Origin of the sequence: Cupriavidus alkaliphilus (assembly GCF_014191175.1) — a bacterium.
In the GTDB taxonomy this organism is placed as follows: domain Bacteria; phylum Pseudomonadota; class Gammaproteobacteria; order Burkholderiales; family Burkholderiaceae; genus Cupriavidus; species Cupriavidus alkaliphilus.
In genome coordinates this window covers 192,997-206,297 of the sequence record NZ_JACHWE010000006.1, presented here as the reverse complement: position 1 = coordinate 206,297, position 13,301 = coordinate 192,997, and the positions used below count along the sequence as shown (strand labels likewise).

Here is a 13,301-nt window from a genome sequence, read left to right as displayed (position 1 = left end):
AACCACACGCCAGCCGCGGCTAACCCCGGCGACGGCCGCGCCGCCAGCGCGCCAGCACCGCGGCGGCCACCGCACCGGCAACCAACCCCGCAATGAAGATCACCACCGCCATGCCGCCCCACGCGCCCGCCGCAGCGCCCGCGCCAGCATCGTCGGCGCCGCCCCGCGCCAGCGGCGCGAGCGACTGCCAATCGGCGGCGGTGAACTGCGTCATCGCGGGCGCGCCATCCAGGCCGTACACGCAGACCTCTCCGCCCGGCAGCTTGCAAAAGCGCGCCGGCGGACAGCTGCGCAGGATGGCTTGCGCCTCGCCCTCCCCGCAGCGGGCGCCGGCGCTGCGCAGCACCTGGATCGTGACGTCGGGATGCTTGGTCAGTTGTTCGGGCATGGCGGCCTCCCATGGCTTGGCAAACGCGTGACGCGTTCCTACAGCGTAGGCCTTATTCCTTATTCCGCACCGGCATATCGCCATGCGTAAACGCTCGTTCGTCCATTGGCTGCTTTTCCATACAATGGCCCGATGCCACGGCGCGACGCCGCGGGCACACCACCACATCAAAGGGGAGCATCCGATGCAATACGGGAAATTCGGCCTGGCCGCGCGGCTGGCGGCAGCCGTGCTGGCGCTGGGCGTGGTACAAGGCGTCTGCGCGGCCGATCCGGACAAGAAGGAAATCCGCTTCGGCGCCACCGCCGGCCCGTATGCCGACCAGATCCGCTATGGCGTCAAGCCGGTGCTGGAGCAGCGCGGCTACAAGGTCACCATCGTCGAGTTCAGCGATTACGTGCAGCCCAACCTGGCGCTGGCCGACGGCGCCATCGACGCCAACGCCTTCCAGCACGTGGCCTACCTGAAGAAGTTCTCGGCCGACCGCAAGCTGGCGCTGAGCGACGTGATCCAGGTGCCGACCGCGCCGATCGGAATCTACAGCCGCAAGCACAAGGCGCTGGCCGAGGTGAAGGCGGGCAACACCGTGTCGCTGCCGAACGACCCGACCAACCTTGCGCGCGCTATCGCCATCCTGCAGCAGATCGGCTGGGTCACGCTCAAGCCCGGCACCGACCCGATCCGCGCCAGCGAACGCGATATCGACGCCAATCCGCACAAGCTCAAGCTGATCCAGCTGGAAGCCGCGCAGCTGCCGCGCTCGCTCGACGATGTCGACTATGCCTTCGTCAACGGCAACTATGCGCTGGCCTCGGGCCTGAAGCTGACCTCCGCGCTGGCGCTGGAGAAGATTCCGGACTACTACATGAACCTGGTCGCGGTGAAGACCGCCGACCTGAACAAGCCCTTCGTCAGGGACATCCGCGAGGCCTACCAGTCCGCCGAATTCAAGGCGGTGACGCAACAGCGCTTTGCCGGCTTCGTGCCGCCGCCGTACCAGCGCTGAGTCCCCCGGGCGTATTGTTCTGGTTTCCTGGATGATCTATCCAGTCGCCGCCGATTTATTCCACAGTCCCGGCCGCCTAAGCTGAAGCCTCCTTCGACGCATCCACAGGAGAGTTTTCATGGCTGACCATTCCATCCGCGGCAAGGTCGCGCTGATCACCGGCGGCGCCAAGAACCTGGGCGGGCTGATCGCGCGCGACCTGGCCGCCCAGGGCGCGCGGGCCATCGCCATCCACTACAACAGCGCGGCCTCGCGCGCCGACGCCGAGGCCACGGTCCGGGCGCTCCAGGCAAGCGGCGCCCAGGCGGTGGCACTGCAGGCGGACCTGACCAGCGCGGGCGCGGTCGAGCGGCTGTTTGCCGATGCCGTGGCCGCGGTGGGCCGTCCCGATATCGCCATCAACACGGTCGGCAAGGTGCTGAAGAAGCCGTTCGCCGAGATCAGCGAGGCCGAGTACGACGAGATGTCGGCCGTCAACGCCAAGAGCGCTTTCTTCTTCCTGAAGGAAGCCGGCCGCCACGTCAACGACCACGGCAAGATCGTGACGCTGGTGACCTCGCTGCTGGGCGCGTTCACGCCCTTCTATGCCGCCTATGCCGGCACCAAGGCGCCGGTCGAACACTTTACCCGCGCCGCGGCCAAGGAATTTGGTGCGCGCGGCATCTCGGTGACGGCGGTAGGGCCCGGCCCGATGGATACGCCTTTCTTCTACGGCCAGGAAGGCGACGACGCCGTGGCCTATCACAAGAGCGCGGCGGCGCTGTCGCCGTTCTCGCCGACGGGACTGACGCATATCGAGGATGTGGTGCCCTTTATCCGCCATCTGGTCAGCGACGGCTGGTGGATCACCGGCCAGACCATCCTCATCAACGGCGGGTACACGACCAAGTAAGAAATAGGCCACCAGGCAGGCCACCGCTGCGGCGCGCGCACGCATTGCAGGTATGCTTGCGCCATCGACGAGCGAGGCGCATGGACAGATTCGACCAGTACCGCGTATTCCTGCAGGTGGCCGAGATGGCCAGCTTCATCAAGGCCGCCCATGCGCTCGGGCTGCCGCGCGCGTCGGTGTCGGCGGCGGTGCAGGAGCTGGAGGCCCAGGTGGGCGCGCGCCTGCTGCACCGGACCACGCGGCAGGTGCGGCTGAGCGCCGATGGCGCGCAATTGCTTGAACGATTGCGCCCGCTGCTGGCCGAGGTCGAGGATATCGACCAGCTGTTCCAGGCCGGGCAGCGCCAGGCCAGCGGCCGCCTGAACGTCGATATGCCGAGCCGCATCGCGCGCCGGCTGGTGGCACCCGCGCTGCCCGCCTTGCTGCGGCGCCATCCGCGGCTGCAGCTGTCGCTCGGCTCCAGCGACCGCGCCATCGACCTGGTGCAGGAGGGCGTGGACTGCGCGGTGCGCTTCGGCGTGCTGGCCGACAGCAGCCTGGTAGTGCGGCCGCTGGGCCGGATCGCGCTGGTCAACTGTGCCAGCCCCGCCTATCTGCGCGAACACGGCGAGCCCCGTGACCCGGCCGACCTGCGCCGCGGCCACCTCGCGGTGGGCTACGCCAGCCCCCGCACCGGCCGCGACTTGCCATGGGAATTCCTGGATGCCGATGGCAGCGGGCGCGAGGCCGACGTGGCAAGCCGCGTCTCGGTCAACAATGCCGAGAGCTATATCGCCTGCTGTCTCGCCGGAATCGGGCTGATCCAGATTCCGCGCTTCGACGTGCAGCACCTGCTCGACACCGGACAGCTGCTGGAAGTCATGCCCGACTGGCGCCCGGCGAGCATGCCGGTGTCGCTGCTCTATCCGCACCGCCGCCAGCGCTCGGCACGGCTCGCGGTGTTCCTGGATTGGTTCCGCGCGCTGATGCAGCCGCACCTGGAAGGCTGAGCGGCGGCCGGCGCGGGGCATCGCCGCATTGTGCGCAGCAAGACAATTTCGCGCCGCGCCGGCCGCGCAAATGCCCTACACTCAAGCTCAAGTCCCCCGCGCCCAAAAAGCACGGCAGGGATCACAACGCGATCATTGCCGCGGAGGGCGCGAAGATCCTCGCCCCCGGTCCGCGCGGATCCTGTCGAGACAACCGCATCGAGAGACCTGCCATGTCCACGGTTGCGCGCTTTGAGATCGGCTATACCCGCTACCTTGCCCCGCCGGGCGACACCACTCCTCCCACTGCTTCGCCTCCACCATTCGCCACCGACCCCGACGCGCTGGTGCCGCTGTACCAGGCGATGGTGCTGACGCGCCAGTTCGACCTGAAGGCGATCGCGCTGCAGCGCACCGGCAAGATCGGCACGTTTGCGTCGGCGCTGGGCCAGGAGGCGATCGGCGTGGGCGTGGCCTACGCCATGCGGCCCGAGGATGTGCTGGTGCCCTCTTACCGCGACCACGCGGCGCAGTTTGTGCGCGGCGTCACGATGACCGAGAGCCTGCTCTACTGGGGCGGCGACGAGCGCGGCAGCGGCTTTGCCGCGGCGCCGCACGACTTTGCCAACTGCGTGCCGATCGGCACCCAGGTGTGCCACGCGGCCGGCGCCGCCTACGCCTTCCAGCTGCGCGGCGAGCCACGCGTGGCGGTCTGCCTGCTGGGCGACGGCGGCACCTCCAAGGGCGACTTCTATGAAGGCATGAACATGGCCGGCGCCTGGCGCGCGCCGCTGGTGATCGTGATCAACAACAACCAGTGGGCGATCTCGATGCCGCGCAGCGGCCAGACCGCGGCGCAGACGCTGGCGCAGAAGGCCATTGCCGCGGGCATCCCGGGCGAGCAGGTCGACGGCAACGACGTGGTCGCGGTGCGCCACCGCGTCGGCGAAGCGATCGCGCGCGCGCGCGACGGCGGCGGTCCCGCGCTGATCGAGGCCATCACCTACCGGCTGGGCGACCACACCACCGCCGACGATGCCTCGCGCTACCGCGACGAGGCCAGCGTCAAGGCGCATTGGCAGCACGAGCCGCTGCTGCGGTTGCGCACCCACCTGCTGGCCCTGCACGCCTGGGACGCGGCGCGTGAAGAGGCGCTGGTCAGGGCCTGTTCGCAGCAGGTGGCGCAGGCTGTCGAAACCTACCTGGCGATGCCGCCGCCGGATCCGGCCGCAATGTTCGACTGCCTGTACGCGGCCATGCCGGCCGAACTGCAGGCGCAGCTGGAGATCGCGCGGCGCTTCCCGGCGCAGCACGGCTAGCCGCCGCTGCGAGCGCTGCCGGCGCTGCGCGCGCACTCCTCCATCGAACCGGCCCACAGCGAGCGAACCATGGCGGAAATCAATCTGGTCGAAGCAGTCAACCTGGCGCTGGCCCATGCGCTGGAGCACGATCCCGATGTGCTGTTGCTGGGCGAGGACATCGGCGTCAACGGCGGCGTGTTCCGCGCCACCGTAGGCCTGCAGTCGCGCTTTGGCGCCGCGCGCGTCATGGATACCCCGCTGGCCGAAGGCGGCATCGTCGGCGCGGCGATCGGCATGGCGGCGATGGGGCTCAAGCCCGTGGCCGAGATCCAGTTCACCGGCTTCATCTACCCGGCGGTCGACCACATCATCAACCACGCCGGGCGCATGCGGCACCGCACCCGCGGGCGCCTGGCCTGCCCGCTGGTGGTGCGCTCGCCGTGCGGCGCGGGCATCCACGCGCCCGAGCACCATTCCGAAAGCCCCGAGGCGATGTTCGCGCATATGCCGGGCATCCGCGTGGTGGTGCCGTCATCGCCGGCGCGCGCCTACGGGTTGCTGCTGGCGGCGATCGCCGACCCGGACCCGGTGATCTTCCTCGAGCCCACGCGGCTGTACCGGCTGTTCCGCCAGGAAGTGGCCGACGACGGCGCGGCGCTGCCGCTCGATACCTGCTTCACGCTGCGCGAAGGCAGCGACCTTACGCTGGTCAGCTGGGGCGCGATGGTGCAGGAGACGCTGGCCGCCGCCGACGCGCTGGCCGCGGAAGGCATCACCGCGACCGTCATCGACGTGGCCACGCTCAAGCCGCTCGACATGCAGACCATCCTGGACGCGGTCACGCGCACCGGCCGCTGCGTGATCGTGCACGAGGCGCCGCGCACCGCCGGCTTCGGCGCCGAGATCGCGGCGCAACTGGCCGATGCGGGGCTGTATTCGCTGGCCGCGCCGGTGCAGCGCGTGACCGGCTTCGATACCGTGGTGCCGCTGGCGCGGCTGGAATACACCTACCTGCCCGGCGTGGCGCGCATCGTCGATGCCGCGCGCCGGGCGCTGGCGGCGTAGGCGCCCGCCAGTGCGCACACCGTTCACGCCTGCCAAGGAGGACCGATGAGAGTCTTCAAGCTGCCCGACCTGGGCGAGGGCCTGCAGGAGGCCGAGATCGTGGCCTGGCACGTCAACACCGGCGATACGGTGGCGGCGGACCAGCCGCTGCTGTCGGTGGAGACGGCCAAGGCGATCGTCGAAATTCCGTCGCCCTATGCGGGCAGCATCGGCAAGCTGTTCGCGCAGCCCGGCGATATCGTGCACCTGGGTGCGCCGCTGGTCGGCTTCGAGGGCGCCGGCGAGGATGCCGACGCCGGCACCGTGGTGGGCTCGGTCCAGGTCGGCACGCACGTGGCCAGCGAAGCCGCGCCGCCCGGCACCGCGGCACCCGCGGCGGGCATGGCCGCGCGCGTCAAGGCCACGCCCGCGGTGCGGGCGCTGGCGCGCCGGCTGGGCGTGGACCTGGCGATGGCCACCGCCTCCGGCCCGGAAGGCGTGGTCACCGCCGCCGACGTGGAACGCGTCGCCAGCACGCTGGCCGAGCTGGGCGCGCCCGAGGAACTGCGCGGCGTGCGCCGCGCGATGGCGCAGAACATGGCGCGCGCGCAGGCGGAAGTGGCCGCCGCCACCGTGATGGACGACGCCGACATCCACGCCTGGCAAGCCGGCGCCGACGTCACCATCCGACTGGTGCGCGCGCTGGTGGCCGGATGCCGCGCCGAGCCCGGGCTCAATGCCTGGTATGAAGGCCAGACCGGGCGCCGCCACGTGCTGAAGAAAATCGACGTCGGCATTGCCGCCGACCTGCCCGAGGGCCTGTTCGTGCCGGTGCTGCGCGACGTGGGCAACCGCGACGCGGCCGACCTGCGCCACGGCCTCGACCGCATGCGCGCCGACATCCGCGCACGCACCATCGCCCCCGAGGAGATGCGCGGCAACACCATCACGCTGTCCAACTTCGGCATGATCGCGGGGCGCTATGCGGCGCCGATCGTGGTGCCGCCCACCGTGGCGATCCTGGGCGCCGGACGCGTGCGCGACGAAGTGGTCGCGGCCGCCGGCGCGCCCGCGGTGCACCGGGTAATGCCGCTGAGCCTGACCTTCGACCATCGCGTGGTCACGGGCGGGGAAGCCGCGCGCTTCCTGGCGGCGGTGATCGCGGATCTGGAGATGGCGGAATAGGGCTGGCAGAAGGTGCTGGCCCGCCGTTAGCTTCTGCGGGCACTAACGCCCCTCGTGATCGCTCCCCTCTCCCGCGAAGTGGGAGAGGGGTGGGGGAGAGGGCCGGAGCCCCTACGAAGTCAGGCGCATCGTGCTTGCCACACGCCGGCCCTCTCCCCCGGCCCCTCTCCCGCAAGCGGGCGAGGGGAGCAAACCAGTGGCTTCGGCCCCGGTTCCCCCTGTATATAATGCCCATCCCATCCCCGCCGCCATCCCCGGCCCGGACCGCCGCACATCCTCATGGAATCCAAGACCGCCCGCCTGACCATCCTGATCGACCCGGTCAAGAAGAAGGCCTTTGAAACGCTGTGCGCCGCGCAGGACCTGACGCCGTCGCAGGTCGTGCGCCAGCTGATCCGAGACTACCTGGCGCAGCATGGCGTGGATTACGACACCAAGCCCAGGCCCGCGGGCAGCACGCGCCAGAAGAAGTAGCTCAGCGCGGGGCGTTGCCCGCGCCTGGCTCGTCACCGGCCAGCACGGCGCAGCGCTGCGCCGCCTGCGCCAGCGAATCCGCGTAGTTGCCCTCGCCCAGTGCCGCCAGCACGCCGGCGCGCGCCAGCGTTTCCCTGACCCGCGCGTTGGCTTCGGCCAGCACCACTGCGACGCCGCGCTTCTGCAACGTGACGATCACCGCCTCGAGCGTCTGCAGGCCGGTCATGTCCATGAAGGGCACGCGGCCCAGGCGAATCAGCAGCACGCGCGGCTCGGTATGGGTCTGCACCAGCGCACGCTCGCACGCTTCGACCGCACCGAAGAAGAACGGGCCGTCGATGACATAGACCAGCACGCCCGGAGGCATCGGCGCCGCCGCGCCGGTGCCCGCATCGCCCAGCTCGCGCGCGACGGCCTCGGCGGCCTGCGGTGCCACCTCCACCGATGCCGACATGCGCCGCAGGAACTGCAGCATGGCCAGGATCACGCCGATATTGACCGCCACCACCAGGTCGGTCAGCACCGTCAGCGTAAAGGTGATCAGCAGGATCGCAACATCGGCGCGCGGCGCGCGCCGCACCATGCGCGCGAACTGGCGCATCTCGCTCATGTTGTACGCCACCACGAACAGGATCGCCGCCAGCGCGGCCAGCGGCACGCTGGCCGCGAGCGGCGCCAGGAACAGCAGCACCAGCACCAGCGTGAGCGCGTGCACCACGCCTGCGAGCGGGCTGTTGCCGCCGTTGCGGATATTGGTGGCGGTGCGGGCGATCGCGCCGGTGGCGGCAAACCCGCCGCACAGCGGCGCCAGTACATTGGCGATGCCCTGTCCCACCAGTTCCTGGTTGGAGTCGTGCCGGGTGCCGGCCATGCCGTCGGCTACCACCGCCGACAGCAAGGACTCGATCGCGCCGAGCATGGCGATGGTGAAGGCGGGTCCGGCCAGCTCCAGCACCCGCGCCAGCGTGATGTCCGGCAAGGCCGGCACCGGCAGGCCGCGCGGCAGGCCGCCGAAGGCCGAGCCGATGGTGGCCACGCCGTCGAAATGGAACAGCGCCTGCGCCGCGGTGGCGGCCACCAGCGCCACCAGCGGCCCCGGCACGCGCCGCAGCCAGCGCACGCGGGGCGCGCCCACCACCAGCGCCAGGCTGCCCAGCGCCAGCGCGGTGGTGGCCGGTTGCCATTGCGGCAGGGCCTGCAGCAGGTGCCAGAGCTTTTCGTGGAAATGCGTCCCGGCCACCGGCGGCAGCCCGAAGAAGTCGCGCCACTGGCCGACAAAGATGATCACGCCAATGCCCGCGGTAAAGCCGACGATCACCGGCGCGGGAATGTAGCGGATCACGCTGCCCAGCCGGCTCAGCCCCATCGCCAGCAGGATCAGGCCCGCCATCAGCGTGGCGATCTGCAGGCCATCGATGCCGTGGCGCGCCGTCACCGCGGACAGCACCACGATGAAGGCGCCGGTGGGCCCGGCGATCTGCAGCCGGCTGCCGCCGAACAGCGACACCGCCAGCCCGGCGACGATGGCCGTGTACAGGCCCTGCTCCGGCTTGGCGCCCGAGGCTATCGCGAACGCCATCGCCAGCGGCAGCGCCACCACCCCCACGATCACGCCCGACACCACGTTCGGCAGCCAGTTGCCGCGGCGGAACAATCCGGCCAGCCAAGCTTCGCGCAGCGCAATCATGCGTCGGTCCCTTCCATCGTTGCGGGGGTAAAGGTGCATCGGATGATAACAGGATGTTAATGTTTGCCCGCGCCGCCGGCCCTGGTTGACGGCGGCGCCGCGGTGGCCCGGTGTCCTGTTCCTTACGCCGCGCAATTCCTATACTGGATTGGCTCGCCCGCCAGTGCGCGGACGCGCCAGGCTGGCGCGGCACCTCTCTGCAAGCGGAGGCTCATCATGTACAGGCACCTGCTAGTACCGACCGACGGCTCCGCGCGCGCCGATGCCATGGTGGGCCGCGCGATGGCATTCGCCAGCCGCATCGGCGCCCGCGTGACCGGGCTGCATGTGCTTCCCGAGTACCACGTGCTGACCTACCGGCTCACCAGCCTGCAAGACACCAAGAGCAACTTCGCGGCCGAAGCCGCGCGCCACGCCGACACCTTCCTCGCCGCGCTCAGCCACACCGCGACGCAGGCCGGCGTGCCTTGCGAGACCATCACCGCCACCGACGACCATCCCTGGCAGGCCATCGTCGCGTGCGCGCAGCAGCGCGAGTGCGACCTGATCGTGATGTCGTCGCATGGCAAGCGCGGGCTGCAGGCCCTGCTGATCGGCAGCGAGACACACAAGGTGCTGACCCACAGCACGATCCCGGTGCTGGTGTTCCGCTAGCGGCGGACCGGGCGATGGCGGGACAGAGGGACAGCCGGGATAGCGGGCAAGCGTGCGCGGCAACGCGCGATTCCAAACCAAGCCAACTGCAAGGAGCGCAACCATGGCGATTCGACTGGGCGAGCAAGCCCCTGATTTCACCGCCGAGACCACGGAAGGCCAGATCAATTTCCATGAGTGGATCGGCGACGGCTGGGCCATCCTGTTCTCGCATCCCAAGGACTTCACGCCGGTGTGCACCACCGAGCTGGGCTACATGGCCCGGCTCAAGCCCGAGTTCGACAAGCGCAATACCAAGATCATCGGACTGAGCATCGATCCGGTGGGCGACCACCAGCGCTGGGTCAAGGACATCGAGGAAACGCAGGGCTGTACCGTCAACTACCCGATGATCGGCGATGCCGACCTGAAGGTTGCCAAGCTCTACGACATGATCCACCCCGAGGCCAGCGGCAGCGGGCCGCGCACCGCGGTGGACAACGCCACCATCCGCTCGGTGTTCATCATCGGCCCGGACAAGAAGGTGAAGGCGATGCTGGTGTACCCGATGAGCGCGGGACGCAATTTCGACGAGGTGCTGCGGCTGCTGGATTCGCTGCAGCTCAACGCGAAGCACACCGTGGCCACGCCGGTGAACTGGAAGCCGGGCGAGGACGTCATCATCCCGACCTCGATCTCGGACGAGGAAGCCAACAAGAAATACCCGCAGGGCTTCAAGACGCACAAGCCCTACCTGCGCACGGTGGCACAGCCCAAGTAGCGCAACGGCGAAGGACGGGCGCGGACAGGGAGAGGGGAGAGCGAGGAGCGGCGGCGCCAGGGAGCGCGGCGGCGCGGAAGCCCGCGCCAGGCCGCGGTCGGGGCTTCCCGGCCGGCATCGCGTGATGCCGGCCGGGAGCGCACCGGCGGGCCCGACTTGTCCACAGGAAATATCCACAGGATCAGTGGATATCCCCCCTCTTGACAACCGCAAAGGGCGCGCCCGCGCTGGAACGCGCTGGAGTGCCCGTTTTATAGGCAACCAACCGGCGTACGGGAATGGTTGCGGGCGCTTGCATTTTGTGCCTGCCGTCCGTACCCGGGGCGGCGTGCTTAGCGGGTCAGCACCGGCGGGGTCAGCACCGCGCGGATGGTGTCGGCAAGTTCCTTGGCGACAAACTTGGCCACATAGGCGTCGGCGCCCACCTTGCGCACATGTTCTTCGCTGGCCTCGCCCGACAGTGACGAGTGAATCACCACCGGCAGCGATTTCAGCCGGCTGTCGGCCTTGATCTTGCGGGTCAGCGTAAAGCCGTCCATCTCGGGCATTTCCAGGTCGGTCAGGACCAGCGCGACGTCGTCCTGCACCGGTCGGCCATGGCTGGCGGCCTCGGCCGCGATACGGTCGAGCAGTTCCCAGGCCTCCTTGCCCGACTTGGTCATCACCACCGGCGCGCCCAGCGCCTTCAGGCCCTGCTCGATCAGCCCGCGCGCCAGCGCGGAGTCGTCGGCGGCGATCACTTTGGCGCCGGGGCGCAGGTGCAGCTGCGGACCGACCTCCTCCGGATCCACGTCAGGCTGGCGCGTCGGCAGCACGTCGCGCAGGATCTGCTCGACGTCGAGCACCTGCACCAGGCGCGCCCCTTCGGCACCGCCCTCGGCCCCGTCCGCGCCGCCTTCCAGCTTGGCGATGCTGGTCACATGGCCGGTGCGCACGCTGGCCTCGGCCGAATGCACCTGGTTCCATTCCAGCCGTACGATTTCCTCGACGGCCTCGACCGCAAAGCCCTGGGTCGAGCGGGCGTATTCGGTGACCAGCAGGATGCCCAGGCCGCCGCGCGGCTTGCAGCCGACCAGCCGCGGCAGGTCGATCACCGGGATCACCTGGCCGCGGATATCGGCCATGCCCAGGATCGACGGGTCGGCGCCGACGACGGTCGTCACCGGCGGCATCACCAGGATCTCGCGCACCTTGAAGACGTTGATGCCGAACAGCTCCGACTGGCCGGAATGTTCCGCCTCGCCGAGCCGGAACAGCAGCAGCTCGAACTGGTTGTTGTTGGTGAGGTTAGTCCGTTCGTCGATGTCCCTCATGGAACTGCTCATGCGTCGCTCCCGTGCCGTGCGTGTGGTGTGTTGCCGCCATCGTTGTCATCTGCCTGCGGCCGCGGCGGATGGCGCACGGCAGGGTTCATGACTGGATATCGGCCGGGGGCACGGGGAGTTGAGCGGCGCCGCGGCCGGGGGCTAGCCCCCGGCCAGGGCCTGCAGGATATGGACCTCGTCGGTGTCCTGCAGCGGCGCATCGAGCCGCATCAGCTGGGTGCGATTGACGAAGACGCGGATATACGGGCGCAGCTTGCCCTGCTCGTCGACGATGCGAAAACGCATGCCGGGAAACTGGCGCTCGAGGTCGTCGAGCAACTCGGCAATGCTGGCACCCCGGGCCTCGACATATTCGCGCTGTCCGGTATAGGAGAACAGCGGCGTCGCGATACGGACCTGCATGGGAAATCCTCCGGCGCGGCAGCAGCGATCAGGCCGGACGCGCCACGCTGACCGCGTAGATCTGCGGCAGGTTGCGGGCGATGCATTGCCAGACCTCGCCTTCATCGGCGCTGGCCCACAGCTCGCCGCCGGTGGTGCCGAAGTACACGCCCACCGGTGCGTGGCCGTCGGTTGCCATGGCCTGCCGCTTGACCGTGAACCAGCCCTGTTCAGCGGGCAGGCCGCGGTCCTGCCGCTGCCAGGTCTCGCCGCCGTCGCGCGTGACATAGGCGGCGGGCCGACCGCCCGGGCTGACGCGCGGCCACACATCGCTGCCATCCATCGGAAACACCCACACCGTGCGCGGGTCGCGCCGGTGCGCCACGATCGGGAAGCCGATGTCGCCGACTTCGGCAGGCATCGCCTCGCCGATCCGCTTCCACACGCCTTCGCGGCGGTCCATCCGGTAGATGCCGCAATGGTTCTGCTGGTACAGGATGTCGGGGTTGGCAGGATGCTGCAGCATGCAGTGCGGGTCCTGGCCGTATTCCGGATTGGGATCGGGTAGGAAGTTGGCGATGCTGCCGCGGTTCAGCGGCTTCCAGTCGGCGCCGGCGTCGGTGCTCTCGAACACGCCGCCGCTGGACATGCCGATATACAGGTGGCGCGCATCGCGCGGGTCGACCAGCACGGAATGCAGCTTGGGACCGTCGGGGGTGCCGTCCTGCTCGCCGCCGGTCCAGCTGCGCCACATCGGATGGTCGTTGAAGCCGGACACGGGCTCCCAGGTCGCGCCATGGTCGGCACTGCGGAACAGCCCCTGCGGCGAGGTGCCGGCGTACCAGGTGCCGGGTTCGCCGGCATGGCCGGGGGTGAGCCAGAACACGTGGTCGACGACGCGGCCGGTCTCGCCGTCGGGCACCTTGTCGAAGGCGGGCGGGCGCGCCGCCTCGGTCCAGTTGCGGCCGCCGTCGGTGGAGCGGAACACGGTCGGGCCCAGGTGGCCGGTACGCGCCGCCATCAGCACGCGCGACGGGTCGCGCGGGTCCTGCACGATATGGTGGATGGTATGGCCGAGGAAGGTCGGGCCGTCGATCTGCCAGCTGCGGCGCGCGGCGTCGCTGGTCAGGAACCAGGCGCCCTTGGTGGTGGCCACCAGCAGGCGGACCGGGCCGGTATCCGCGCCGTGGCCAGCAGATTCAGGAATGGGGGAAGTCGTCATCTTGGCTCCTGCAA

14 protein-coding genes are annotated in these 13,301 nt (G+C 69.6%); 9 read left to right on the top strand and 5 right to left on the bottom strand.

The genetic code is table 11. The features are described 5' to 3' along the window. Positions 1–19: 19 nt before the first annotated feature. Positions 20–388, bottom strand: a complete 369-nt coding sequence (locus FHX60_RS21105) for a hypothetical protein (RefSeq protein ID WP_183284504.1) — start codon at positions 386–388, stop codon at positions 20–22. Positions 389–572: 184 nt separating this feature from the next. Here FHX60_RS21105 and FHX60_RS21100 point away from each other — a divergent pair, with 184 nt between their 5' ends. From FHX60_RS21100 to FHX60_RS21070, 7 genes are all read left to right on the top strand, one after another. After that, positions 573–1,394 (top strand): MetQ/NlpA family ABC transporter substrate-binding protein, encoded by an 822-nt coding sequence (locus tag FHX60_RS21100; RefSeq protein ID WP_183284503.1) that lies wholly within the window; start codon positions 573–575, stop codon positions 1,392–1,394. 118 nt (positions 1,395–1,512) lie between these two features. Next, the gene (locus tag FHX60_RS21095; protein WP_112775865.1) at positions 1,513–2,286 is read left to right on the top strand and encodes an SDR family oxidoreductase; all 774 of its coding nucleotides are present in this window, start codon (positions 1,513–1,515) and stop codon (positions 2,284–2,286) included. 80 nt (positions 2,287–2,366) lie between these two features. After that, the gene (locus FHX60_RS21090) at positions 2,367–3,275 is read left to right on the top strand and encodes a LysR family transcriptional regulator (protein WP_183284502.1); all 909 of its coding nucleotides are present in this window, start codon (positions 2,367–2,369) and stop codon (positions 3,273–3,275) included. 212 nt (positions 3,276–3,487) lie between these two features. Further along, positions 3,488–4,573, top strand: coding sequence for a pyruvate dehydrogenase (acetyl-transferring) E1 component subunit alpha (pdhA, locus tag FHX60_RS21085; protein ID WP_092314313.1), 1,086 nt, complete (start codon positions 3,488–3,490; stop codon positions 4,571–4,573). Between the two features lie 69 nt (positions 4,574–4,642). Next, entirely contained in the window at positions 4,643–5,620 is a 978-nt protein-coding gene (locus FHX60_RS21080; protein WP_112775863.1) for an alpha-ketoacid dehydrogenase subunit beta, read from the top strand. Positions 5,621–5,665: 45 nt separating this feature from the next. Beyond that, on the top strand, positions 5,666–6,784 hold the full coding sequence (locus tag FHX60_RS21075) for a dihydrolipoamide acetyltransferase family protein (RefSeq protein ID WP_183284501.1): 1,119 nt from the start codon (positions 5,666–5,668) through the stop codon (positions 6,782–6,784). Positions 6,785–7,063: 279 nt separating this feature from the next. Further along, positions 7,064–7,258: a ribbon-helix-helix protein gene (locus FHX60_RS21070; RefSeq protein ID WP_183284500.1), complete on the top strand. Its 195-nt coding sequence runs from the start codon at positions 7,064–7,066 to the stop codon at positions 7,256–7,258. 1 nt (position 7,259) lies between these two features. Here FHX60_RS21070 and FHX60_RS21065 read toward each other — a convergent pair whose 3' ends face one another. Next, the gene (locus tag FHX60_RS21065) at positions 7,260–8,945 is read right to left on the bottom strand and encodes a SulP family inorganic anion transporter (RefSeq protein ID WP_183284499.1); all 1,686 of its coding nucleotides are present in this window, start codon (positions 8,943–8,945) and stop codon (positions 7,260–7,262) included. 216 nt (positions 8,946–9,161) lie between these two features. Between FHX60_RS21065 and FHX60_RS21060 the strand changes: the two genes are divergently transcribed. Both FHX60_RS21060 and FHX60_RS21055 read left to right on the top strand, forming a co-directional pair. Continuing rightward, the gene (locus FHX60_RS21060; RefSeq protein ID WP_112775859.1) at positions 9,162–9,599 is read left to right on the top strand and encodes a universal stress protein; all 438 of its coding nucleotides are present in this window, start codon (positions 9,162–9,164) and stop codon (positions 9,597–9,599) included. Positions 9,600–9,702: 103 nt separating this feature from the next. Next, positions 9,703–10,359 carry a peroxiredoxin gene (locus FHX60_RS21055; protein WP_183284498.1) on the top strand — a complete coding sequence of 219 codons (657 nt, stop codon included), beginning with the start codon at positions 9,703–9,705 and terminating at the stop codon, positions 10,357–10,359. Positions 10,360–10,691: 332 nt separating this feature from the next. Here the strand turns inward: FHX60_RS21055 and FHX60_RS21050 are convergent, their stop codons facing one another. From FHX60_RS21050 to FHX60_RS21040, 3 genes are all read right to left on the bottom strand, one after another. Next, complete coding sequence (locus tag FHX60_RS21050; RefSeq protein WP_183284497.1) at positions 10,692–11,684, bottom strand: chemotaxis protein; 993 nt, start codon at positions 11,682–11,684, stop codon at positions 10,692–10,694. Positions 11,685–11,825: 141 nt separating this feature from the next. Then, positions 11,826–12,086 (bottom strand): MoaD/ThiS family protein, encoded by a 261-nt coding sequence (locus FHX60_RS21045; RefSeq protein WP_183284496.1) that lies wholly within the window; start codon positions 12,084–12,086, stop codon positions 11,826–11,828. Positions 12,087–12,114: 28 nt separating this feature from the next. Then, the gene (locus FHX60_RS21040) at positions 12,115–13,287 is read right to left on the bottom strand and encodes a beta propeller repeat protein (protein WP_183284495.1); all 1,173 of its coding nucleotides are present in this window, start codon (positions 13,285–13,287) and stop codon (positions 12,115–12,117) included. Positions 13,288–13,301 lie beyond the last annotated feature (14 nt).

What these genes read in the sequence shown, in the direction of transcription:
- FHX60_RS21105 (WP_183284504.1), bottom strand. Translation starts at nt 388, where the DNA reads ATGCCCGAACAACTGACCAAGCATCCCGACGTCACGATCCAGGTGCTG.
- FHX60_RS21100 (WP_183284503.1), top strand. Translation starts at nt 573, where the DNA reads ATGCAATACGGGAAATTCGGCCTGGCCGCGCGGCTGGCGGCAGCCGTG.
- FHX60_RS21095 (WP_112775865.1), top strand. Translation starts at nt 1,513, where the DNA reads ATGGCTGACCATTCCATCCGCGGCAAGGTCGCGCTGATCACCGGCGGC.
- FHX60_RS21090 (WP_183284502.1), top strand. Translation starts at nt 2,367, where the DNA reads ATGGACAGATTCGACCAGTACCGCGTATTCCTGCAGGTGGCCGAGATG.
- pdhA (WP_092314313.1), top strand. Translation starts at nt 3,488, where the DNA reads ATGTCCACGGTTGCGCGCTTTGAGATCGGCTATACCCGCTACCTTGCC.
- FHX60_RS21080 (WP_112775863.1), top strand. Translation starts at nt 4,643, where the DNA reads ATGGCGGAAATCAATCTGGTCGAAGCAGTCAACCTGGCGCTGGCCCAT.
- FHX60_RS21075 (WP_183284501.1), top strand. Translation starts at nt 5,666, where the DNA reads ATGAGAGTCTTCAAGCTGCCCGACCTGGGCGAGGGCCTGCAGGAGGCC.
- FHX60_RS21070 (WP_183284500.1), top strand. Translation starts at nt 7,064, where the DNA reads ATGGAATCCAAGACCGCCCGCCTGACCATCCTGATCGACCCGGTCAAG.
- FHX60_RS21065 (WP_183284499.1), bottom strand. Translation starts at nt 8,945, where the DNA reads ATGATTGCGCTGCGCGAAGCTTGGCTGGCCGGATTGTTCCGCCGCGGC.
- FHX60_RS21060 (WP_112775859.1), top strand. Translation starts at nt 9,162, where the DNA reads ATGTACAGGCACCTGCTAGTACCGACCGACGGCTCCGCGCGCGCCGAT.
- FHX60_RS21055 (WP_183284498.1), top strand. Translation starts at nt 9,703, where the DNA reads ATGGCGATTCGACTGGGCGAGCAAGCCCCTGATTTCACCGCCGAGACC.
- FHX60_RS21050 (WP_183284497.1), bottom strand. Translation starts at nt 11,684, where the DNA reads ATGAGCAGTTCCATGAGGGACATCGACGAACGGACTAACCTCACCAAC.
- FHX60_RS21045 (WP_183284496.1), bottom strand. Translation starts at nt 12,086, where the DNA reads ATGCAGGTCCGTATCGCGACGCCGCTGTTCTCCTATACCGGACAGCGC.
- FHX60_RS21040 (WP_183284495.1), bottom strand. Translation starts at nt 13,287, where the DNA reads ATGACGACTTCCCCCATTCCTGAATCTGCTGGCCACGGCGCGGATACC.